23 protein-coding genes are annotated in these 22,042 nt (G+C 66.1%); 14 read left to right on the top strand and 9 right to left on the bottom strand.

Translation table 11 applies throughout. The features are described from left to right. Positions 1-41: 41 nt before the first annotated feature. Positions 42-3,509, bottom strand: coding sequence for a mechanosensitive channel MscK (gene mscK, locus DOM66_RS12075; protein WP_110690262.1), 3,468 nt, complete (start codon positions 3,507-3,509; stop codon positions 42-44). 284 nt (positions 3,510-3,793) lie between these two features. Here mscK and DOM66_RS12070 point away from each other — a divergent pair, with 284 nt between their 5' ends. From DOM66_RS12070 to DOM66_RS12055, 4 genes are all read left to right on the top strand, one after another. Beyond that, positions 3,794-4,717 carry a phospholipase A gene (locus DOM66_RS12070; RefSeq protein ID WP_110676197.1) on the top strand — a complete coding sequence of 308 codons (924 nt, stop codon included), beginning with the start codon at positions 3,794-3,796 and terminating at the stop codon, positions 4,715-4,717. A 75-nt stretch (positions 4,718-4,792) separates the two neighbouring features. Then, complete coding sequence (locus DOM66_RS12065; protein WP_110676199.1) at positions 4,793-5,134, top strand: DUF883 family protein; 342 nt, start codon at positions 4,793-4,795, stop codon at positions 5,132-5,134. Continuing rightward, a complete protein-coding gene (locus tag DOM66_RS12060; RefSeq protein WP_188115179.1) occupies positions 5,134-5,514 on the top strand; it encodes a phage holin family protein in 381 nt (126 codons plus the stop codon). The genes DOM66_RS12065 and DOM66_RS12060 overlap by 1 nt, the downstream gene beginning before the upstream one ends. Further along, on the top strand, positions 5,507-5,806 hold the full coding sequence (locus DOM66_RS12055; RefSeq protein ID WP_110676203.1) for a YqjK-like family protein: 300 nt from the start codon (positions 5,507-5,509) through the stop codon (positions 5,804-5,806). The genes DOM66_RS12060 and DOM66_RS12055 overlap by 8 nt, the downstream gene beginning before the upstream one ends. A gap of 82 nt (positions 5,807-5,888) precedes the next feature. On the opposite strand, the gene DOM66_RS12050 is transcribed toward DOM66_RS12055, so the two are convergent. Then, positions 5,889-7,070, bottom strand: a complete 1,182-nt coding sequence (locus DOM66_RS12050; protein ID WP_110676205.1) for a BaiN/RdsA family NAD(P)/FAD-dependent oxidoreductase — start codon at positions 7,068-7,070, stop codon at positions 5,889-5,891. Between the two features lie 229 nt (positions 7,071-7,299). On the opposite strand from DOM66_RS12050, the gene DOM66_RS12045 reads away from it, so the two are divergent. After that, on the top strand, positions 7,300-7,536 hold the full coding sequence (locus DOM66_RS12045) for a DUF883 family protein (protein WP_106420455.1): 237 nt from the start codon (positions 7,300-7,302) through the stop codon (positions 7,534-7,536). Positions 7,537-7,679: 143 nt separating this feature from the next. On the opposite strand, the gene DOM66_RS19580 is transcribed toward DOM66_RS12045, so the two are convergent. After that, a complete protein-coding gene (locus DOM66_RS19580) occupies positions 7,680-8,108 on the bottom strand; it encodes a protein YgfX (protein WP_157958854.1) in 429 nt (142 codons plus the stop codon). After that, positions 8,068-8,295: an FAD assembly factor SdhE gene (locus DOM66_RS12040; protein WP_232825242.1), complete on the bottom strand. Its 228-nt coding sequence runs from the start codon at positions 8,293-8,295 to the stop codon at positions 8,068-8,070. The genes DOM66_RS19580 and DOM66_RS12040 overlap by 41 nt, the downstream gene beginning before the upstream one ends. Before the next feature lie 465 nt (positions 8,296-8,760). Between DOM66_RS12040 and DOM66_RS12035 the strand changes: the two genes are divergently transcribed. The 3 genes from DOM66_RS12035 (at position 8,761) to lapB (ending at position 10,632) form a co-directional block, all read left to right on the top strand. Further along, positions 8,761-9,057 carry an integration host factor subunit beta gene (locus DOM66_RS12035; protein WP_035473690.1) on the top strand — a complete coding sequence of 99 codons (297 nt, stop codon included), beginning with the start codon at positions 8,761-8,763 and terminating at the stop codon, positions 9,055-9,057. 80 nt (positions 9,058-9,137) lie between these two features. After that, a complete protein-coding gene (locus DOM66_RS12030) occupies positions 9,138-9,443 on the top strand; it encodes a lipopolysaccharide assembly protein LapA domain-containing protein (RefSeq protein ID WP_110676208.1) in 306 nt (101 codons plus the stop codon). A gap of 1 nt (position 9,444) precedes the next feature. Next, positions 9,445-10,632 (top strand): lipopolysaccharide assembly protein LapB, encoded by a 1,188-nt coding sequence (gene lapB, locus DOM66_RS12025; protein ID WP_110690260.1) that lies wholly within the window; start codon positions 9,445-9,447, stop codon positions 10,630-10,632. Here the strand turns inward: lapB and pyrF are convergent, their stop codons facing one another. After that, positions 10,633-11,337: an orotidine-5'-phosphate decarboxylase gene (gene pyrF / locus DOM66_RS12020; protein ID WP_110676212.1), complete on the bottom strand. Its 705-nt coding sequence runs from the start codon at positions 11,335-11,337 to the stop codon at positions 10,633-10,635. A 286-nt stretch (positions 11,338-11,623) separates the two neighbouring features. Here pyrF and DOM66_RS12015 point away from each other — a divergent pair, with 286 nt between their 5' ends. From DOM66_RS12015 to DOM66_RS11990, 6 genes are all read left to right on the top strand, one after another. After that, positions 11,624-11,881, top strand: coding sequence for a ComEA family DNA-binding protein (locus DOM66_RS12015; protein ID WP_110676214.1), 258 nt, complete (start codon positions 11,624-11,626; stop codon positions 11,879-11,881). 102 nt (positions 11,882-11,983) lie between these two features. After that, on the top strand, positions 11,984-12,487 hold the full coding sequence (locus DOM66_RS12010; protein WP_110690258.1) for an FxsA family protein: 504 nt from the start codon (positions 11,984-11,986) through the stop codon (positions 12,485-12,487). Between the two features lie 209 nt (positions 12,488-12,696). Continuing rightward, entirely contained in the window at positions 12,697-12,990 is a 294-nt protein-coding gene (locus DOM66_RS12005) for a co-chaperone GroES (RefSeq protein WP_035473701.1), read from the top strand. 61 nt (positions 12,991-13,051) lie between these two features. Next, a complete protein-coding gene (gene groL / locus DOM66_RS12000) occupies positions 13,052-14,695 on the top strand; it encodes a chaperonin GroEL (protein WP_106420460.1) in 1,644 nt (547 codons plus the stop codon). Positions 14,696-14,838: 143 nt separating this feature from the next. Next, on the top strand, positions 14,839-15,558 hold the full coding sequence (locus DOM66_RS11995; protein ID WP_110690256.1) for an RNA methyltransferase: 720 nt from the start codon (positions 14,839-14,841) through the stop codon (positions 15,556-15,558). Between the two features lie 73 nt (positions 15,559-15,631). Beyond that, on the top strand, positions 15,632-16,027 hold the full coding sequence (locus DOM66_RS11990; RefSeq protein WP_110690253.1) for a hypothetical protein: 396 nt from the start codon (positions 15,632-15,634) through the stop codon (positions 16,025-16,027). 115 nt (positions 16,028-16,142) lie between these two features. On the opposite strand, the gene rpsA is transcribed toward DOM66_RS11990, so the two are convergent. The 4 genes from rpsA to pheA form a co-directional block, all read right to left on the bottom strand. Continuing rightward, a complete protein-coding gene (gene rpsA / locus DOM66_RS11985; protein WP_110676223.1) occupies positions 16,143-17,819 on the bottom strand; it encodes a 30S ribosomal protein S1 in 1,677 nt (558 codons plus the stop codon). A gap of 217 nt (positions 17,820-18,036) precedes the next feature. After that, positions 18,037-18,717: a (d)CMP kinase gene (cmk, locus tag DOM66_RS11980; protein WP_106420464.1), complete on the bottom strand. Its 681-nt coding sequence runs from the start codon at positions 18,715-18,717 to the stop codon at positions 18,037-18,039. Further along, a complete protein-coding gene (locus DOM66_RS11975; protein ID WP_110690252.1) occupies positions 18,714-20,939 on the bottom strand; it encodes a bifunctional prephenate dehydrogenase/3-phosphoshikimate 1-carboxyvinyltransferase in 2,226 nt (741 codons plus the stop codon). Before DOM66_RS11975 ends, cmk begins: the two co-directional genes overlap by 4 nt. A 1-nt stretch (position 20,940) precedes the next feature. After that, positions 20,941-22,041 carry a prephenate dehydratase gene (pheA, locus tag DOM66_RS11970; protein ID WP_110690250.1) on the bottom strand — a complete coding sequence of 367 codons (1,101 nt, stop codon included), beginning with the start codon at positions 22,039-22,041 and terminating at the stop codon, positions 20,941-20,943. Position 22,042 lies beyond the last annotated feature (1 nt).

Below are 22,042 nucleotides of genomic sequence, written 5' to 3'. Positions count from 1 at the left end.
GCCCGAACCCGCGCCCTGATGGCACCTGTCAGGCGCTCGCGTCAGCGTCCGCCATCCCCGCCGCCGTCACCGCCATCCGGGCCGGCGCCGCCCACGTCGGCGTCACCCAGGTGGCCATCGTCGCCGCTGCGCGCCTGGCGCCGGCTGGGCTCGCCCAGCGCCACCGTCTCGTCGGGGCGGCGGGTCTGGACCTTGGCCGCCTGGCCGTTGTCGCCGTGCAGCCACACATCCATCTGGTTGAAGGCGACGCGAATGCCGTGCTCGCGGAACAGCCGGTCGAGCTCGCGGTTGATCTCGTCGCTGGCGTAGAGCCGGTCGAGCAGATCATTGACGAAGATACGCAGCTCGAAGTTGAACGCGGTCGGCCCGTAGCTGATACAGAACACCTGCGGCTCGGGGTCCTTGAGTACCCGACGGTTGGCCTCGGCCGCCTGGCGCAGCAATTGGTGCACCGTGTCCAGATCCGAGCCATGGGCGACCCCATAGGTCAGCACCACCCGAGTAACGTTGTCCGACAGCGACCAGTTGATCAGCTGGTCGGTGACGAAGGTCTTGTTGGGGATGATGATCTCCTTGCGGTCGAAGTCGGTCACCGTGGTGGCACGGATGCGAATCCGGCTGACCGAGCCGTGAAGCTGCCCCAGGGTGATGGTGTCGCCGATCCGCATCGGGCGTTCGAACAGGATGATCAGGCCGGAGATGAAGTTGGCGAAGATCTCCTGCAGACCGAAGCCGAGACCCACGCCGAGTGCCGCCACCAGCCACTGAAGTTTGTCCCACGACACCCCGAGCGTCCCCAGCGCCGCAACCACCCCGGTGCCGACGATGGTGTAGGAGAGCAGCGACGAGATGGCATAGGCGCTGCCCTGCTTGAGGCTCAGCCGCGACAGCACCATCACCTCGAGCAACCCCGGCAGGTTACGCGCCATCATCATCGTCAGCGCCAGCGTGATCAGGGCGATGATCACATCGGCGAAGGTGATCGGATCGACCGTCATCGCCTCGCCCTGGCCGTGCTGGATCTCCCACACCCGCACGTGATCGAGATAGGAGAACACCTCGAGCAGATCCGACCAGATCAGATAGAAGGCGAAGGTGAAGCCGATGAACAGGATCAGCTTGGAGAGTCGCAGCGACTGCTGGTTGACCTGCTCCATGTCCAGCGGCGGCTCCTCGACCACCTCGAGCCCGCCTTCGGCGCCCTCCTGGATCTGCGCCCGCCGCCGCGCCACCGCACGCCGATAGGCCAGCCGCCGCTGCGCCACCGCCAGCCCGCGCACCACCGTCGCCTCGACCAGAATCCACAGCCCGAAGAGATAGAGTGAATTGATGAAGCGTCCGATCAGCCGCAGCGCCGCGTACTCGTAGCCGAGCGCGATCATCCCGGCCAGGATCAGCGGCACCAGCGCCAGCCCCAACCCCAGCAGCAGGCGGAACAGCTTGAGCCCGAAATAGGGCACGTGGGCCAGGATCAGGCGCACCAGAATCGCGCTCATGGCCAGCAGTCCGGCGAGCAGCAGCAGCAGCGACAGCGGCCGGCTCGAGAGCTCGGCCTGACTGCCCGGCGAGATGCCGCTGATCAGAATCACCGGGATCAGCGAGAATCCCAGCCACAGCAGCAGCCGACGCAATCGCGCCACATAGCCCGAGGCCCAGTGGAAGTGACGCGTGGCGACGCCATCGGCGACCAGCAGCCGGCGCGCCCAGCCGAGCACGCCCCAGGCCAGCGCCAGCTGCAGCAGCGTGCTGCCCAGGCGTTCGGCGAAATCGTCTCCGCCGAGACGCAGCAGACCGCCCACCGCCGCCAGCAGCAGCGGGCCGTGGGCCGCCAGCAGGGCGTTGTAGAAGATCGCCCGCGGGGTGTGCATCTGGGTGTCGCGCTTGAGCCGCCCGATCTGCTCATGAAGGTTGAGCAGACGCACCTTGATGCGCCGGCGCAGCAGCAGCAGCACGCCGGTGATCAGCACCACCGGGATCACCGCCAGGGCGCGCAGATCGGGCACCTGCCACAGACTCTTCAGAGCCTGCTGCCATTCGCCGCGGCTCACCTGGCGCGCCATGTCGACGGGCATGTCGCGCCACCAGGAGAGCGTCAGCGGGCGTGCGCTAGCGACCCAGAACAGTTGCTCCTCGATGATCCCGCGCAGCGAGGTGGTGATGCCCGCCAACTGCTCCTGATTGAGCTGCAGATCGATCGCCACGGTGAGCAGGTTGCCGTACTCGGCATCGAGCTGCTTGAGGATCTCGCTGCGCGAGCGGAACAGCTTGACCAGCGCCTCGACCAGTGACGGCGTCACCGTGATCCCGGCGTCCTCCAGGCTCTTCTTCGCCAGCGCCTCGGGCTGGCGCAGCGCGTCACGCTGATCGACGAGATCGAACTGGCTGAGCCGCGTCTGCGCGATCTCCTGCTGCAGCCCGCCCAGGGTATCCAGCTCGGGCAGCGCGTGGCGCTGCTCGTTGAGAATGCGCGAGAGCAAGGGGCTGCCGCGAATCGCCTCGATCTGCTCGTTGAGGGTGCGCCGCACCTGACGCACGCGATCGAGCTGAGAACGCACGTCGATCGCCCGCCGAATCAGCTGGTTGGTGCGGTCGGTCACCGTCAGCAGGCGATCGCTGAGGTCGCGATTGGTGGCTTGGATCTCGCTCAGCACCGGATGCTCGGCAATGGTGCTGGCGTCCTCTTCGCTGACATCCGCCACCGCCTGCTCGGACTGTGCCCGACGGGCGCGGTCGAGCGCCGCCTGCAGCGCGTCGAGGCGCGCCTCCTCCCCCGCCACCTGGCGCGCCAGCAGGTCCCGGCGCAGCACGTCGAGCTCGCGCAGCTGGGTGTTGTTGGCCAGCTCGCGACGGTGGTACTCGGTCTGCTGCTCAGCCAGGGCCAGCGCCAGCCGATAGCGCGCCTGGGTGGGGTCGAAGGCAGCGTCCTCGTCATCGCTGCGCGTCCGCACCTCGCCCCGCGCCTTCTCGGCCCGATCCATGGCCTCGGCCATCGCCGACTGCGCCCGCTCCGGCAGCGTTTCGGCGCTGATCAAGCGGGCGTTGACCGTGGCCAGCTGGTTCTGCAGCGTCTCGAGCTGGTCGAGGGCGCCGGTGGTGCGCTCGACCAGCGCATCCACCGAGAGCTTGTCGAGCGCCGCGGCATCCGGTGGCCGATCATCGCTCAGCGCCGAGAGTTGACGCTGGAGTTCGCGCCGCTCCTTGGGCGCCTGGCGCACGTTGCGCTCGAGCGTATCGAGATCCTTGCGCGTCGCCTCCAGCCCATCGAGCGCCTGCAATGCCGCCCGCAGCTGCTCCAGGTCGGCCTTCTGCTGCTCGTCCGGCGTCTCGATCTGCTTGAGCTTGTCGAGCTCGGCCTCGAGTCGCTGCCGCGACGGCAGATCCGTCGGCTGCTGCGCCAGCGCAACCACGCTGGCCAGCAATAGGCACACTGCCAGCAGCGTGCGCATGATAAGCTGCGCGGCGCCAGGGGCCGCACGCCCGGCGAGCGACCCGAGCGGATGATCCGACATGCCAACTCCTTGTAAACACCGTCCCCCGGGGAAACGTCCCTGGAATCGTCGGGGCGATTTTCCAGGGTTTCAGCGACGATCGCCAGCGCCGCTCGCCACACCGACCCGCTTGGCTCTATCATCAGCCCGGGCGTGGCGCATCACATGCATGCGCGGATCGCCCCGGCTCGCCACCGATGGCACTCCGGGGCCGCAGCCACCGGATATCGCGACGACCCACGAAGCGCCTCGGCACTCGCCATGGCCGACCTTCGCGACCAGGACTCTATCGACAGGACAGTCTCATGACGCCAATCCGCTCACTCTCCTTCTCAAGCCTTGTAGTCATGGGCACGCTGATGGCACCCCTGGCGCTGGCACAGACCCCGGAGGCAACCCCCAACCCGGTCCAGCAGGCGAGCGAGAAGGCGGAGATTCGTCGCGACCTGGAAGCGGAGACGGCCGACAATCCGCTGGCCATCACTGCCTACCGGCGCAACTACGTCATGCCGTGGACCTACAACACCAACCCGGACGAAGCGGACTTCCGCGAGATCTCCACCGATGGCGGCGTCGACCACTCGGAGGTGAAGTTCCAGCTCAGCTTCAAGGTCAAGCTGCTCGACGACGTGCTCGGCCACAATGGCGATCTCTACTTCGCCTATACCCAGCGCAGCTGGTGGCAGGCCTACAACTCCGAGGCCTCATCACCGTTCCGCGAGACCAACTACGAGCCGGAAGCCTTCATGAGCTTCGACAACAGCTGGACCGTGCTCGGCTGGACCAACACCATCAACCGGGTCGGTTTCGCTCACCAGTCCAATGGCCGCTCCGACCCGCTGTCGCGTAGCTGGAACCGCCTCTACGCGGAGACGATCTTCCAGCGCGGCGACTGGGCCTTCAGCCTGGCGCCTCACTGGCGCATTCCCGAGAAGGCGCGCGACGATGACAACCCGGATCTCGAGGACTACATCGGCTACGGCGACTTCACCCTGGTGCGCGCGATCGGCGATCAGGAAGTGTCACTGATGGTGCGCGGCAACCCGGGCCAAGCCCACTACGGCGGCCAGCTCGACTACTCTTTCCCGCTGTTCGGCAAGGTGCGCGGCTACGTGCAGTACTACCGCGGCTACGGCGAGAGTCTGATCGACTACGACCATGACGTGCAGCGTTTCGGGCTGGGCTTCAGCATCAACACCTTCCTCGCCGGAATTCCCGGCACGCGTTGATGCCTGGCGTCGGGCTGACTATGCTGACTGCTGTTCGTCATAACCACGCCAATCGATCGTCAAAGGAAGACACCCATGACCATGCAACCCACCGGTGGCCAGCACTCCGGACGTGAGCGCGAAGCCTCCACCGAACAGCTCAAGGAAGATCTGCGCCACCTGTCGCAGACGGTCGAGGAGCTGATCCACGCCACCGCCGATGACTCGCGCAGCAATATCGCCGAGCTGCGCGAGCGCGCCCAGCAGCGCCTGCAGGATACGCGCGAGCGGCTCGAAGCGCGCGGCGAGGCGCTCTATGACAGCGCCCGGGAGCAGATCGACGCCACCGATCGCTATGTGCACGACAACCCGTGGACCAGCATCGGGATCGGTGCGGCTGCCGGCGTCGTATTGGGGCTGCTGCTGGGGCGGCGTTGATGGCGGGGCCCGCCGAGAATGTGATCGGTGCGGCGCGGCGACTGATCGCCAACCTGATCGATACCGGCGAGACGCGCCTGCGTCTCGCCGTGGTCGAGTGGGAAGCCGAGCGCGAGCGTCTGCTCACGCTGCTGCTGCTGGCCGGCGCGGGGCTGATCATGCTCTCCTTCGCCATCGGCATGCTGCTGCTGCTGATCGTGGTGATGTACTGGGACGAGAATCGTCTTCAGGCGATCGCGATCTGCGCCGGCGCTCTGTTCGTGATTGCCGCCGGGTTGATCCTTGCCGCCCGTCGTGTGGCCCGCCGGCGCAAGCTGATGGCGGCGACGCTGCGACACCTCGAACACGACCGTGATGCACTGAGGCCGGATCATGAGTGAACGCAGCCACCGCCAGCGGATCGAGGCGCTCGAGCACGAGATTCTGCAGCAGCGCCTGGAGATGACTGCCGCCATGCGCGAATGGCGCGATGCCACCGCGCCGATCGACAACGCCTGGGACAAGCTGATGAGCTGGCGGGTGCCGCTGATGGCGGCCGGCAGCCTGTTCGCCCTGCGCAGCGCGCGCAAGCCACGCGCGACCGGCCGTATGCTTCGGCGCGCGCTGACCGGGCTGATGATGTACAACCGCGGCAAGGCGCTCTACCGCGCCACCCGTGGGCGCCGACGCTGAGCCGCGGCCAGCGCCGGCACCTACACGTTTTTAGACGGCCCCCTCTCCGGCGGCCGTCGTCTCTTGTGCCACATCCCAGGATTCACACCGCCTGACCGCAGGCCACCCCCGAAGCCCACGCCCACTGGAAGTTGAAGCCACCCAGCTGGCCGGTGACATCCAGTACCTCGCCAATGAAGCGCAGTTGCGGCAGCCCCTCCACCGCAAAGGTCTTCGACGAGATCGCACGGGTATCGACACCCCCCAATGTGACCTCTGCCGTGCGCCACCCCTCGGTACCGGCGGGCTTGAACTGCCACCGCGCCAGCGCCTCGGCGATGGCGTCGATCTGAGCGTTGGAGAGATCGGCCAGGGATGTATCCGGCCACCCTTGCCACTCGCCCAGCGCCTGGGCCAGACGGCGCGGCAACTGCTCGCCGAGCCAACCGGCGAGACGCTTGCGCGGCGATTCGCGCCGACCCTGTCGCAAGGCCTCCGCCACGTCGAGCTGCGGCAGCCAATCGATCGTCAGCGCCATGCCCGGCTCCCAGTGACTGGAGGCCTGCAGCATCGCTGGCCCGGAGAGTCCGCGATGGGTGAACAGCAGCGGCTCGCGATAGTGGCCATCGCCACAGCTCACCGCCACCGGGCAGGAGAGCCCGGAGAGCGCGGCGAGCGCCGTCTTCCATTGAGACGTCACGGTGAACGGCACCAGCGCCGCCCGGGTCGCTGTCACCTCCAGCCCGAACTGGCGCGCCAGATCGTAGCCGAAACCGCTGGCACCCAGGGTCGGAATCGACAGCCCACCGCTGGCGATCACCACGGCACCGGCGTCGAACGTGCCGGCGGAGCTCTTCAGGCGTACGCCCTCACCCAGGCGCTCGACCCGCTCGACCGTGGTCGAGAGCGAGACCTCGACCCCCGCCCAGGCGCACTCGGTGAGCAGCATCTCGACGATCGCCTTGGCCGAGTCGGCGCAGAAGAGCTGCCCCGGCGCCTTCTCGACATACTCGATGCCGTGGCGCTCGACCAGCTCGACGAAGTGCTGCGGGGTATAGCGCTTGAGCGCCGAGATCGCGAAGTGCGGATTGCCCGAGAAGAAGTGCCGTGGCGCGGTGGCCAGATTGGTGAAATTGCAGCGCCCGCCACCGGACATCAGGATCTTCTTGCCGGCCTTGTTGGCGTGGTCGATGACCCGAACCCGCTGCCCACGATAGCCCGCGGTGAGTGCGCACATCAGCCCGGCGGCGCCGGCACCGATCACGATGACGTCGTAAGATGGCATGGCTTGACGGCTCCCGGCGGCATTGAGTGGGCGCGCATTCTAACAGGGAAACGCCGATTCGCCCGGCGGCGTGGGCGAATCGGCAGGCGACGCCATGCCGAGCCCTTTTCGCCACATCGTGTTCGCCGCGCCCTGATTCGCTTCGCCCCTAGCGCGTCATGAAACTGCAACTACACTGAAAACGCGACGCTCTCGCCCGCGAGTCACCCACTTCGATTAAGGAAGATCCATGAGCAGACACTATCGAGACGACGCCCGTCACTACTACCGTGACGCCAAGCAACGCGGACGTGCCGGCGTGCAGCGCGCGCGCCAGCGCGCCGACGACATGAGCCAGGACCTGATGGAACACGCCGGAGAGGCGTGGCGGGATACCGATGACTACGTTCACCGCAACGCCTGGAGCGGTATCGGGGTCGCTGCGCTGGCCGGTTTCGCGATCGGCTTCTTTGTCGGCCGTCGCTGAGCCCTCCGCGGCCCGGCGACGAGCGTCGCCGGGCCGCCTTAGCCCTGCAGGCCAACAGGTATCGCCCGAAGGGCAACCCAAGAACCCACGTCGGCCGCGAACAGCGGCCGACAGCGTGTCAGGGCATGGCGCGGCTAACGCGGTCACGGTGTCGTCGACGGGCTCTCGTCGCGCGCGTCTGAAGCCGCGATCAGACACAGACGCAGGGCGCGCAGCGCTGCGCCATCGCAGGCGTCCGGCCATAGCCAGCAGTGTCGACCATCGAGCGCCAGACCACACACCCAAGGGGCCACCCGCAGCGGGCGACAATGCACGCTGCGCCACTCCCGCGCATCGGTCGATAGCTCCCACTGCTGCCGACCATACTCTTCGCGACAGCGTAAATAGTACAACGGCGGCTGGCGCAGCCACTCCCAGACCAATCCCGCCAGCCCGGCGAGCCCCAAGCTCAGTGCCACTTCCGGGGCAAGGAAGCGCACGGCAAACAGCGTCAGCGCCACGACCCACCCGGCGCCGAGTGCCAGCGCCAGTCTAGAGCGCCTGACGCCGATCGCGGTCAGTGTTCTCGGCATGCTCGACGATCATCTGCACGATGCGCCGCAGCTCCGGGTCGCTGGGCCACTCGCGACGCATCAGCCATACGAACAGGTCCTGGTCCTCCTCGGCGATCAGCTCGCGATAGCGGGTCTGATCCTCGGCACTCAGCGCGTCGTAGCGCGCCTCGAGAAACGGCACCAGCAGAAGATCGAGCTCCCACATGCCGCGACGCGAGTGCCAGTAGAGACGCTTGCGCGCAATGTCTTCATCGTTATCGGCCACGAACGCTCCTTACTGCTGAAATTGCCTGCCACGCCGAAGCCACCCTACCGCAATACGATCTGGCGCCCTGGGCGACGGGGTCGAGGGCCATTATAGCCGAGGCGCTGCGCGCCCACTATGCTCGCCACCGAGCCACTAGCGAGACCGCCACCGAGCGACTGCCAGTGGGTAGACGCCTTGGCGGACCTCTGCCCCGCGCCGGGGCACGTGCGGGTAGCGGCCAGGCCCTGCCCACCTTGGACTCCGGGGCTTTTGCTCTGGCGCTGCCGACATACGCTTTTTGCGCCGCGTAATGCGTTGTTTTCTCGAAACTTGCGCAGTATGCTGAAGCGACAACAATAGAGGTCGGATGCCCCTTGGGGCAGCGTCCGTCACCGCCGGGCAGACGGCTCACGGAGAGTGTCGATGACCAAGTCTGAATTGATCGAGCAGATTGCTTCTCGCCGACCCGAACTATCGGCCAAGGAAGTCGAGGCGGCGGTGCGCGTCATACTCGACGATATCACCCACGCGCTGGCCGAGGGCGGGCGCGTAGAGATTCGTGGTTTCGGCAGTTTTTCGCTTCACTTCCGGGAGCCACGCACCGGCCGCAACCCCAAGACCGGCGACCCCGTCGATCTCGACGGCAAGTACGTCCCGCATTTCAAGCCGGGCAAGGAGTTGCGCGAGCAGGTCAATGCCAGCCGGGCGCTGGGCTATTGATCGATCAGTCACCGCGTCGTGACGCCGCCTACCGCCCCCGTGGGCGAAGGTGACATCGCGGCTCGTCATTGGAAATCACTATGCGCTGGTTCAAAGGCGTCTTCCTCGCCATCGTTCTGATCGTCGTGCTGCTGCTCGGCATTCTCTTCGCCGTCAACAATCAGCAGCCGCTGCCGCTGGACCTCATCTGGGTCGAGCTGCCCCCTGCATCGCTCTCGCTATGGCTGCTGGTCGCCCTGGCCAGCGGCGTGATCCTCGGCATGCTGGCGATGACCGGCATGTACCTGCGCCTGCGCACGCTGCTGACCCGGGCTCAGCGCCACAACCAGCAACAGCGCAAGGAACTCGATCGCCTGCGCACGCAGGAGTTCAAGGAAAGCACCTGATATGGCGAACGTTCTGCTACTGGCATTGCTGGTGGCAGCCATCGCCATTGGCTGGTGGCTGGGGCGCTGGGAGGGCAGTCGCCAACGCACGCAGCGCGCCCCGCCCTCTACCCCCCTGCCCCGCGACTACTTCGTGGGGCTCAACTATCTGCTCAACGAGCAGCCCGACCGGGCCATCGAGACCTTCACCCAGGCCCTCGAGGTCAACAGTGAAACGGTCGAGACGCATATCGCGCTGGGCAACCTCTATCGCTCTCGCGGCGAGGCCGACCGCGCCGTGCGCATCCACCAGAATCTGCTCGCCCGTCCAGCACTGACCGCCGCCCAGAGCGGCCAGGTCCAGCTGGAACTCTCCCGCGACTTTCTCAATCTGGGCCTGCTCGACCGCGCCGAGCGGCTGCTGCTCTCGCTGCACAAGGCCAACGTCGACGATGAGCAGAAGCTCGCTGCCAAGCGCCTGCTGGTGGATCTGTTCCAGCGCGAGAAGGAGTGGAGCCAAGCGCTCGAGATCGCACAGCCGCAGCTGGTGCGCCAGGATCCCGACATGCGCCGCGCCGCCGCGCACTGGCTGTGCGAGCTGGCGCTCCAGCACCGCCGCAACGCCAGCCCGTCGCTGGCACGCAAGGCGTTGCGCCAGGCACTGCACATCGACACGGCCTGCGTACGCGCCAACTGGATTCTGGGCCAGCTGGAGTGGGATATCGGCCAGTACCGCAGCGCGATCCGCTATTGGCAGCGCGTGCCCGAACAGGACCCGAGCTTCACCACGCTGGTCCTGGAACCATTGCGCGACGCCTACCGCCTGCTCGACGACGATGACGGCTGGTGGCAGTTTCTCGAGCAGCAGCTGCAGCGCACGCCGCCCACCAGCGTGGTGATCATGGCCGCCGACGCACTGCACCGTCGCCAGGGGGCGGAGATCGCCTGCGCCTTCGTCAGCGATCAGCTGCGTGACCACCCCAGCCTGCGCGGCGTCGACTATCTGATGGATCTCTATCTGGCCGATAGCGACCCCGGCGAACGCGACCGCCTGGAGCTGCTCAAGCAGCACACCCACCAGCTGCTCAGCATCCGCCCGCGCTACCGCTGCCAGCGCTGCGGCTTTGCTGCCGAGCAGCTCAACTGGCAGTGCCCCAGCTGCCACAGCTGGGGCACCAGCAAACCGATCACGGGTCTCGAAGGCGAGTGATCAACCCGCGTCCAGCGCGCGTTCGATCTCGGCCAGCGCCACCATCGGCTCGGCGGCCTGGGTCACCGCGCGACCGATGACCAGGTGGGTACTACCCGCCGCCATGGCCGCCTCCGGTGTCATGACTCGACGCTGATCCCCCGTCGCCGCGGTGGCCGGCCGGATGCCCGGGGTCACCTTGAGAAACCCCTCGCCACAGATCGCGCGCAGCCGCTCGCTCTCGCGTGCCGAGCACACCACCCCGTCGAGCCCACTCTGCTGGGTCAGCCGCGCCAGGCGTTCGACCTGGCTCATGGCGTCCCCCGCCACTCCGATCTCCTGGAGTTCGTCGTCAGCCATGCTGGTCAGCACGGTGACCGCGATCAGCCGTGTCGACAGCCCACGCTGGCGCAGCCGCTCGGCACTCGCCTCCATCATCCGACGCCCGCCGGCGGCGTGGACGTTGACCATCCACACCCCCTGATCCGCCGCCGCTTCGACCGCACCGGCGACGGTGTTGGGGATGTCATGAAACTTGAGATCCAGAAACACCTCGAAGCCGCGCCGGTGCATGGCCTCGATGGCCTGTGGCCCGACCCGAGTGAACAGCTCCTTGCCGATCTTGACCCGGCAGCGCGCCGGGTCGAGCGCATCGGCAAGCGCCGTGGCCGAGGCCAGATCCGGGTAGTCCAGGGCGATGATGAGCGGCGACTGGGTGGCGGCCATGGGCGGAATCTCCGGCATTGTGAATTCGCGCCGGAGTATACCGGAGTTGCCACCCCGCTGCCGCGACTCAGCGGCCAGCGGCGGCAGCCTCAAGTCGTAGGCGATCGCTTACGTCAATCGAGGGCGAATTCGACGTCAAGGGAGGCGCCATCGCGTCGATAGCTGATAGGTGGGTAGGCCACCCTGCCGCCCCACCACGTCGGCACGCCACACCGCACTGGCCAGCCGGCATCGTCATCACGCGAGAGATCGTCACGACAAGATCGACACAGAAGAGGAGATCGACATGAAAAAGCTGTTCGGTATCGCCCTGCTGTCGCTGTTCATGGCCACCAGCCTGCCGGCCCTCGCCGAGCCGGTTGACCTCAACCAGGCCGATGCCGAGACCCTGGCGACACTGCCGGGGATCGGCAAGGTCAGGGCGCAGGCGATCGTCGAGGACCGCAAGGCCAATGGCCCCTACCAGTCCCTCGACGAGCTCACCCGCGTCGACGGCATCGGCGCCACCACGGTCGCCAAGCTCAAGGACGAAGCTACCCTCTGACCCCGCCGCGTCTCCGGCCGATCACCGCCAGGGAGCGGCGGTGCTTGCATTTCCCCGCAGTCGTCTCCATCTGAGGGAGAGTCGGTCATCCCGGGAGACACCATGCCTCTGCTTTTTCTGCTCGCGCTGTTCCTGCTGGCGGACTTCATCGTCCTGTTCACGCTGGGTGCCAAGCTCGGGCTTTTGCTGACCCTGCTCTGGATCGCGCTCAGCGCGGCCTTCGGCCTGCACCTGATCCGGCGTGAAAGCCTGCTCACCCTGCAGCGTGCCCGCGAACGTCTGGCCCTGGGTGAACTGCCTTCGGACGAGCTGCTGGCCGGCGCCACCTTCGTGCTGGCCGGCGTGCTGCTGATGGCCCCGGGCTTTCTCTCCGACCTGCTGGGCCTGGTGTGTCTGCTGCCGGGGAGCGGCCAGCTCGCACGACGCTGGTTTCCCCGCGCCGCGAGTGGCGGTGGTCGGACGCAGGGCCAAGGGGGCAGCGAGTGGGGGCCAGCGGCAAGCACCGCCCACCGTGACTCGGCGCCACGCGATGGGTCCGAGTCGCGCCCACTCGAGGGTGACTTCATCGGACGCGACAGCAGCGGGCGTGACGGCGATTCGCGCTGAGCGTGAGCCAGCAAGATCTTTCCACGGGCTGATTTGGACAAAAAATTTGCGCTGTACCCTTGAAAGCGTCTTGCCCGACCCAATCAAGGCAGCAGCGATAGCTTTAGGCCATCAGGCCCATTAACCGGAAGGCGCAAGCCTTCTCCCGCTGGGCAACGCTCACCGGGAACGTGCATTTGCAACATGCAACCATCAGGAGAACGTGAGCAATGAAAATCCGTCCCTTGCACGATCGCGTCATCGTACGTCGCACAGAAGAAGAGCAGAAAACTGCCGGCGGCATCGTGCTTCCGGGCAACGCCCAGGAGAAGCCGACCCGCGGTGAGATCCTCGCCGTCGGCAACGGCCGCATCCTCGACAACGGCGAAGTTCGCGCCCTGGACGTCAAGGTCGGCGACACCGTCATCTTCAAGGAAGGCTTCGGCGTCGAGAAGCAGAAGGTCGACGGCGAAGAAGTTCTGATCATGAGCGAGAGCGACATCCTGGCCGTCGTCGAAGGCTGATCGATCGCTCGACTCGCTGATTCATCACGTTTCCACGTATCGCATTTAGGAAGATCGGACAATGGCAGCTAAACAAGTCAAGTTCTCTGATGATGCCCGCAAGCGCATGGTTCGCGGCGTCAACGTTCTCGCCGATGCCGTCAAGGCCACGCTGGGCCCGAAAGGCCGCAACGTCGTGCTCGAGAAATCCTTCGGCGCACCGACCGTCACCAAGGACGGCGTCTCTGTCGCCAAAGAGATCGAGCTGAAGGATCGCTTCGAGAACATGGGCGCGCAGATGGTCAAGGAAGTCGCTTCCAAGACCTCCGACGCCGCCGGTGACGGCACCACCACCGCCACCGTCCTGGCCCAGTCGATCGTCAACGAAGGCCTCAAGGGCGTCGCTGCGGGCATGAACCCGATGGATCTGAAGCGCGGCATCGACAAGGCCGTCGCCGAAGCCGTCAAGCACATCCAGTCGCTTTCCGTACCCTGCACCGACGCCAAGGCGATCGCCCAGGTCGGCACCATCTCCGCCAACGGCGATGCGCGCATCGGTGAGATCATCGCCGAAGCGATGGAAAAAGTCGGCAAGGAAGGCGTCATCACCGTCGACGAAGGTCGCGGATTCGAAGACGAGCTGGAAGTGGTCGAAGGCATGCAGTTCGATCGCGGCTACCTCTCGCCCTACTTCGTCACCAATCAGGAAACCATGGCGGTCGAGCTCGAAGACCCCTACCTGCTGCTGGTCGACAAGAAGGTTTCCAACATCCGCGAACTGCTGCCGGTGCTGGAATCCGTCGCCAAGGCTGGCAAGCCGCTGGTGATCATCGCCGAAGACATCGAAGGCGAAGCGCTGGCCACGCTGGTGGTCAACAACATGCGCGGCATCGTCAAGGTTGCTGCGGCCAAGGCACCGGGCTTCGGCGATCGCCGCAAGGCCATGCTGCAGGACATCGCCATCCTGACCGGCGGCACCGTGATCTCCGAAGAGGTCGGTCTGAACCTCGAGCAGGCCAACCTGGACCACCTGGGCAGCGCCAAGCGCGTCACCATGTCCAAGGAGAACACCACCATCATCGACGGTGCCGGTGTCGAGTCCGACATCGAAGCTCGCGTCAGCCAGATCCGCGCGCAGATCGAGGAAACCTCCTCTGACTACGACCGCGAGAAGCTGCAGGAGCGTGTCGCCAAGCTGGCTGGCGGTGTTGCCGTCATCCGCGTCGGTGCCGCGACCGAGTTCGAGATGAAAGAGAAGAAGGCCCGCGTCGAAGACGCCCTGCACTCCACCCGTGCAGCGGTCGAAGAAGGCGTCGTGCCTGGCGGCGGTACCGCCCTGGTGCGCGTGCTGACCATGGTCCGCGGCCTGACCGGCGACAACGAAGACCAGACCCACGGCATCGCCATCGCGCTGCGTGCCATGGAGTCTCCGCTGCGTCAGATCGTCACCAACGCGGGTGAAGAGGCTTCGGTCATCATCAACCGTATCAAGGACGGCGAAGGCAACTTCGGCTACAACGCGCAGACCGGCGAGTACGGCGACCTGTTCGAGATGGGCGTCCTCGACCCGGCCAAGGTGACCCGCACCGCGCTGCAGTCCGCCGCTTCCGTGGGTGGCCTGATGATCACCACCGAAGCGATGATCGCCGAGGATCCGGAAGAGAAAGCCGCTGGTGGCGGCGCACCGGACATGGGCGGCATGGGTGGCATGGGCGGCATGATGTAAGCCTCCCCCGCCATCGCCTGAGACTTTCAGGTATCATGGAAAGCCCCGCCACTGGCGGGGCTTTTTTTGGTTCAGGGTCTTGGGTTCAGCGCGCGTTCCGCGATGCTGCCGCTCCCGCCGTCTCGTTTCAGGAGCCTTCTCGCATGCTCGAGCGTATTCGTATCGTCCTCGTCCAGACCTATCATCCCGGCAATATCGGCGCCAGCGCACGGGCGATGAAGACCATGGGCCTGGGCGATCTGGTGCTGGTCGCGCCGCGCCAGTTCCCTGACCCCGAAGCAACCCGCCTGGCGGCCGGCGCCGTCGATCTGATCGAGGGCTGCCGGGTAGTGGACTCGCTGGGCGAGGCGGTGACCGACTGCGTGCAGGTGATTGGCGCCAGCGCGCGCCTGCGCAGCCTGCCGCTGCCCTGCTACCACGCCCCCGATGCCATGATCGAGGCGGCCTGGCAGCGCCTACCAGACGGCCCGGTGGCGGTGGTTTTCGGGCGCGAGCGCTCGGGGCTCACCAACGACGAGATCGGCCACTGCACGCATCAGCTCAACATTCCCGCCAACCCCGACTACGGTGTGCTCAACCTTTCCCAGGCGGTCCAGATCGTCGCCTACGAGGCGTTCCGCCGGGCCAGTCGCACCGCCGTCGCCGAGACGCCAGCATCGCGGGACACGATCTACCCGACGCTCGACCAGCTCGAACACTTCCACACCCACCTGCACCGGGCACTCGACAGCGCCGGCTTCCTCACCCAGCCCCATGCCAAGACCGAAGCGCACCTGCGAGCCCTGTTCGCCCGCGCCGAGCCCAGCCGCAAGGAGCTCTCGATCCTGCGCGGGGTACTCAATGCGCTCGAACGCCGCGATTGACGACATCTTTTGACAGGGAGACAGAAGCCATAGAGAATGGTAATCACTCTCATCAACAGAGTGATGGTGACCCATGCATTCAGAGCGCTCCCGACTCCACTACACCTGCGTCTTTCTGCTGGTCTCCTTTCAGGCCGTGCGCCAATCGCTACCCGCCGCCACCCCCGCGGCAGCGCCCTGCTGGCTAGACGCCGAGATGCTGAAGATGCTGCTGCGCGAGCTCAAGCGCTGCCGGGAAGAGGCCTCCCCTTTCCCACCGGTACACGCCTCGCTGGACGTTGCCACCTATCACTGCGGCCTGCTGATGGCGCAATGCCCGGCTGCCCTGGACCCCTCGCTCTGCAGCTACCATCTGGATGCCATCATCCAGCCGCTCAAGCAGGCCATTGCCGAGCTCTCGGGCCATCAGGCCGCGGCCGTGCGCGCAGCGCAGAGCGACAGGGGCTGGCGCGGCTGGCTCAGACGCTAGCCACGCTGAAACGGTGTTCGTCCCACGCAGACAGGCCGCGCCGTTCAGCGAGTGACAGACATAAAAAAACAGCGCCCGAAGGCGCTGTTTTCATGGGGAGACCGAATCCGAAGGATCAGTCCTGGCCCATCTGCTGCTTGATCAGATCACCGATGGTGGTCGGACCGTTGGTCTCGACATCCTGGTCGCGCAGCTTGGTCATGTTGCGACGCGTGTCGACCTGATCCTTGGCCTTGATCGACAGGTTGATGGCGCGGCTCTTGCGATCGACGTTGACGATCTTGGCTTCGACGCTATCACCTTCGTTCAGCACGTTGCGCGCGTCTTCGACACGGTCGGCGCTGATTTCGGAGGCCTTGAGGATACCGATGACATCGGTAGCCAGTTCGACGTGCGCTTCCTTGGCATCGACTTCGATGATGCGGCCGGTGACCACGGAGCCCTTGTCGTTGACAGCCAGGAACTCGGAGACCGGATCGGTTTCGAGCTGCTTGATGCCCAGCGAGATGCGCTCACGCTCCGGATCGATCGAGAGGATGACGGCTTCCGCTTCGTCGCCCTTCTTGAACTGACGTACCGCTTCTTCGCCAGCTTCGCTCCAGGAGATGTCGGAGAGGTGCACCAGACCGTCGATGCCGCCTTCCAGACCGATGAAGATACCGAAGTCGGTGATCGACTTGATGGTACCGGCAACGCGGTCGCCCTTGTTGTAGCGCGCGTTGAAGTCTTCCCACGGGTTGGTGGTGCACTGCTTGATACCCAGGGAGATACGACGACGCTCTTCGTCGATGTCGAGCACCATGACTTCGACTTCGTCACCGACCTGAACCACCTTGGACGGATGGATGTTCTTGTTGGTCCAGTCCATTTCGGAGACGTGAACCAGACCTTCGACACCCTCTTCCAGCTCGGCGAAGCAGCCGTAGTCGGTCAGGTTGGTGACGCGGGCGTTGACCTTGGTGCCTTCCGGATAGCGGTCGACGATGTTGACCCAGGGGTCTTCGCCCAGCTGCTTCAGGCCCAGCGAAACGCGGTTGCGCTCGCGGTCGAACTTGAGCACCTTGACATTGATCTCGTCGCCGACGGCCACGATCTCGCTCGGGTGCTTGATGCGCTTCCACGCCATGTCGGTGATGTGAAGCAGGCCGTCGACGCCACCGAGGTCGACGAAAGCGCCGTAATCGGTGAGGTTCTTGACGATACCGTTGATCTGCTGGCCTTCCTGCAGGGTGGCGAGCAGCGCTTCACGCTCGGCGCTGTTCTCGGCTTCGAGTACGGCACGGCGAGAGACGACGACGTTGTTGCGCTTCGGATCGAGCTTGATGACCTTGAAGTCCAGCTCTTTGTGCTCCAGGTGCGCAGTGTCGCGAACCGGACGCACGTCGACCAGCGAACCCGGCAGGAACGCACGGATCGAGGAGACGTCGACGGTAAAGCCGCCCTTGACCTTGCCGTTGATCACGCCCTTGACGATTTCGTCTTTCTCGAAGGCCGCTTCCAGTTCTTTCCACGCTTCGGCGCGCTTGGCCTTCTCGCGCGACAGACGGGTTTCACCGAAACCGTCTTCAACGGCTTCCAGTGCGACCTTGACTTCGTCACCGACCGCGATGGTCATCTCACCGTTGTCGTCGCGGAACTGTGCCGCAGGGATCTGGCCCTCGGACTTCAGACCGGCGTTGACGGTGATCCAGTCGCCTTCGATGTCGACCACGGTTGCCATGACGATGGCACCGGGCTCCATGTTGATGTCCTGGAGAGATTGTTCGAACAGTTCAGCAAAGCTTTCGCTCATGTGATTCCTACGTGATCAACGTTGATGGCGGGCGGGCCGCCTTCCTCCGTACCACCAGCGAGTACGGGCCTTATCGACATATCCCTGGGGATGTTGGCGCTGGTTCGACCTGCCGCGACTTGACTGTCGGTGTCGCTGCACGTCTTCACATCTTGCCAGGGGCCCCGGGAGCGGAAGTGTGTCGTCATTCCACCGGCCAGCGCGACCCGAGAAGCTCTCAGGTCAGGCCGCGCTCGGCCAGCAGCGTTTCGATACGCTCCACGACTTCCGGTATATCCAGCTGCGTGGTGTCCAGCTCGACGGCATCTTCGGCCGGCTTGAGCGGGGCTACCGCACGCTGCATATCACGCGCATCGCGCGCTTGGATTTCTTCCAAAAGGGTCGCGAGTCTAGCATCTTCACCGGCCTCGCGCAATTGGCGCAGGCGACGCTGGGCACGCTCCTCGGCCGAGGCGGTGAGATAGATCTTCAGCGGCGCATCGGTGAACACCACGGTCCCCATGTCGCGACCGTCGGCGACCAGCCCGGGGGCCTGGCGAAAATCGCGCTGCCGCTGCAGCAGCGCTTCGCGCACCGGCGGCAGCGCCGCCACCTGCGAGGCGGCATTGCCCACCTCTTCGCGGCGGATTGCCCGGGTCACGTCGTCGCCCTCGAGCAGGATACGCATGGCACCGTCCTCCACCGCGAAGACCACGTCCAGCCGCTGGGCCTGGCGGGTCAGCCGCTCGACGTCGTCCAGCGCGACCTCCTTGCGCAGCGCCGCCAGCGCGGTGAGCCGATAGAGAGCACCGGAATCGAGCAGGTGCCAGCCCAGGCGTTCGGCGATCATGCGACTGATGGTGCCCTTGCCGGCGCCACCGGGGCCATCGATGGTGAGGACGGGAGCGGTCTGACTCATGCCTCGACCTCCTCGAGGGTGAGCCCCACGCGCTCGGCCAGTGCCACGAAGCCGGGGAAAGAGGTCGCCACGTTGGCGCAGTCGTCGATCTCGATCGGCGCACTGGCGCGCAGCGCGGCCACGGTGAAGGCCATGGCGATGCGGTGATCGCCGAGGCTGTCGACCCGGCCGCCGCCATAGTTGGCGCTCTCGCCGCCCTTGCCGACGATGTCGATGCCATCGTCGAATACCGTGGCTTCCACGCCCAGGATCGCCAGGCCATCGGCCATCGCCTGAATGCGGTCGGACTCCTTGACCCGCAGCTCTTCGGCACCGCGCAGCCGGGTGGTGCCCTCGGCATTGGCCGCGGCGACGAACAGTGCCGGGAATTCGTCGATCGCCAGCGGCACCTGGTCGACCGGGATATCGATTCCCTTGAGCGGCGCATAGCGGATATGCAGGTCGGCCACCGGCTCGCCGCCGACTTCGCGCGGATTCTCCAGACGCAGGTCGGCGCCCATCAGCTTGAGAATGTTGATCACGCCGATGCGCGTCGGGTTGACGCCAACGTGCTCGAGCACCAGGTCGGCACCCGGCGTGATCGCCGCTGCGACCAGGAAGAAGGTTGCCGAGGAGATGTCCGAAGGCACGTCGATCGGCGCACTGGTGAGCTTGCCGCCGCCGCTCAGGCGCGCCACGTCACCCTCGCGGGCAACCGCGTAGCCGAAGCCGTTGAGCATGCGCTCGGTGTGGTCACGGGTCGGCGCCGGCTCGCGCACGCGGGTCTCGCCCTCGGCATAGAGCCCCGCCAGCAGCAGGCAGGATTTGACCTGGGCGCTGGCCATCGGCATGTCGTAGTCGATGCCCTTGAGCGGCTGACCGCCATGGATCCGGAGCGGCGGACGCCCCCCCTCGGCGGTATCGATACGTGCCCCCATCAGACGCAGCGGGTCGGCCACCCGCGCCATGGGGCGCTTGGTCAGCGACGCGTCACCGGTGAGCTCGGTATCGAAGGCCTGCCCCGCGAGCAACCCGGCGAACAGCCGCATGGCGGTACCGGAGTTGCCCACGTAGAGCGGTCCGGCGGGCGGCTTGAGGCCGTGCAGACCGACCCCATGAATGGTCACGCGACCCTGGTGGGGCCCTTCGATCGCTACGCCCATGTCGCGGAACGCCTGCAGCGTGGCCAGGCTATCCTCGCCCTCGAGGAAACCCTTGACCTCGGTCACCCCGTCGGCCAGGGCGCCGAGCATGATCGAGCGGTGGGAGATGGACTTGTCGCCGGGCACGCGGATACGGCCGCTGACCGACCCGCCGGGCGAGACCCGATACTGCACCTGTCGTGATTCCATGGCTTGATAACTCGTCTGATTCAACAGCGTTTCGAAATAGTGTCGGGCGTGGCTGGCACGGTCGAAGGTGCCCAGCATGGCGTCGCTGTCACCCTGCTCGACCGCCCGCCGCAGCCGCGCCAGCCCGACCTCGAAGTCGTCCAGCGCGCCGAGCAGCGCGTCACGGTTGGCGGTGAAAATGTCGCGCCACATCACCGGATCGCTGCCGGCGATGCGGGTGAAGTCGCGAAAGCCGCCGGCGGCGTAGCGAAAGATCTCCAGCCGCTCGTCCTGGCGCGCCAGGGTATCGACCAGCGAAAAGGCGAGCAGGTGCGGCAGATGACTGGTACGCGCCAGCACCTGGTCGTGGCGCGCCACCGGCATCTCCAGCACCTGGGCCCCGCACAGCTCCCACAGCCCGCGCACGGCCTGTACCGCCGCCGGGTCGGTCTCCGCTTCAGGGGTCAGGATCACCTTGTGATGACGATAGAGCGTCGGATTGGCGGCGGCGACGCCGCTCTTCTCCGAGCCGGCAATGGGGTGACCAGGCACGAAACGCGACGGCAGCGTGCCGAAGACCTGCCGTGCGGCGTCGCATACCGCGCGCTTGGTGCTGCCGACATCGGTGACGATGCGCGACCCCAGCGCCGGGGCCAGCGCCTCGAACACCGCCGGCATCGCCAGTACCGGCACCGCCAGCACCACGATGTCGGCACGCACCACCAGCGGTGCGAGCGCACTGCCGCCGTCGTCGATCACCCCCATGGCCAGCCCGGTGGCGATCTCATCGTCATTGCGGTCGCAACCCAGCAGCGTGCCACGATACCCCGCCGCCTTGAGCGCGGCGGCCAGCGAGCCGCCGATCATGCCCAGCCCGACGATGAGCAGCGTAGGTGCTGTCTCTCCCGGCATCCTAGAGCACACCCACCGGGTAGGAGCCGAGCACCTTCATGTCGGAGGCGTGCTGCTTCACCGCCTCCAGCACGCCGGCGACAGCGGGGTCGTCGACATGCCCCTTGAAGTCGATGAAGAAGACGTAGGTCCAGACACCGTTACGCGATGGGCGCGTCTCCAGCCGGGTGAGATCGATGGCGTGGCGGTGGAATGGCTCGAGCAGACCGTGCAGCACCCCCGGTTGGTTGCGCATGGCGACCACGATCGAGGTCTTGTCATGGCCCGAGGGGGGCACCGACTCATTGCCGATGATCAGAAAGCGCGTGGAGTTGTCCGGGCGATCCTCGATCTTCTCGGCGACGCGGTCGAGACCGTAGAGCTGGGCCGCCATGTCGCCGGCGATCGCCGCGCTGTGCCACTCGGTCTTGACCAGCCGTGCGGCCTCGGCGTTGGACGAGACCGCCACCCGCTCGGCGTGGGGGTAGTGGGCATCGAGCCACTTGCGGCACTGGGCGAACGACTGTGGATGCGAGTAGATCCGCGAGATCTTGTCCTGACGGGTGATGTTGGAGACCAGCAGATGGTGGTGGATACGCAGCACCACCTCGCCGCTGATGTGCAGCCCGGAGTCCATGAACGAGTCGAGGGTGTTGTTGACCACCCCCTCGGTGGAGTTCTCCACCGGCACCACCCCGTAGTTGACCGCGCCCGCCTCGACCTCACGGAACACTTCGTCGATCGCCGCCATCGGCAGGCTGATCGCGCTGTGGCCGAAGTGCTTGAGCGCCGCCTGCTGGGTGAAGGTGCCCTCCGGGCCCAGATAGGCGACCTTGATCGGTTTCTCCAGGGCCAGACAGGCGGACATGATCTCGCGGAACAGCCGCGCCATCTCCTCGCCGTTGAGCGGCCCGGGGTTGCGCTCCATCACCCGGCGCAGCACCTGGGCCTCGCGCTCGGGGCGATAGAACACGGCATCGGGATCGTCGGCGGTCTTGACCTGGGCGACCTGGGCGGCGCAATCGGCACGCTCGCTGATCAGGCGCAGCAGCTCGCTGTCGATGCTGTCGATACGCTGGCGCAAGGAGGCGAGATCCAGCGGCTTGTCGGTGTTGTCAGTCATG

Origin of the sequence: Salinicola endophyticus (genome assembly GCF_003206575.1) — a bacterium.
Classification (GTDB): Bacteria; Pseudomonadota; Gammaproteobacteria; order Pseudomonadales; family Halomonadaceae; genus Salinicola; species Salinicola endophyticus.
Note: the sequence above shows the minus strand (reverse complement) of the source record. Positions and strands in the feature narration are given on the sequence as shown.